Annotated in this window: 1 protein-coding gene; it reads left to right on the top strand. The window is 50.9% G+C overall.

What is annotated here, in order from left to right; all coding sequences use genetic code 11:
* Nucleotides 1–517: FUSC family protein (locus AC5O77_RS22670; RefSeq protein ID WP_494507286.1), on the top strand; the 517-nt coding region annotated here is incomplete at both ends.

Raw genomic sequence — 517 nt, 5'->3', positions numbered from 1 at the left:
GCAGATGCCCAAATTTGCCGCACTGTGGGGGCAACTGATTGTTTTTATGGGTTCGTTTATCGCTGTCACTAATCCCCCGGTGTATGATTTTGCTGATTTTCTTAACGATAATCTGGCAAAAATCGTTGGCGTTGCGCTGGCGTGGTTAGCGTTCGCCATTTTGCGTCCAGGGTCGGGTGCTCGTAAAAGCCGTCGTCATATTCGCGCGCTGCGCCGGGATTTTGTCGATCAACTAAGCCGCCATCCATCACTGAGTGAAAGCGAATTTGAATCGCTCACTTATCATCACGTCAGTCAGTTGAGTAACAGCCAGGATGCGATGGCTCGCCGTTGGTTATTACGCTGGGGTGTAGTGCTGCTGAACTGTTCTCATGTTGTCTGGCAATTGCGCGACTGGGAATCGCGTTCCGATCCGTTATCGCGAGTACGGGATAACTGTATTTCACTGTTGCGCGGAGTGATGAGTGAGCGTGGCGTTCAGCAAAAATCACTGGCGGCCACACTTGAAGAATTACAG

The organism is Stenotrophomonas sp. INTA L402-1 (assembly GCF_059295135.1).
The sequence above is the reverse complement of the archived record's forward strand: the minus strand, read 5'-3'. Positions and strand labels throughout refer to the sequence as shown.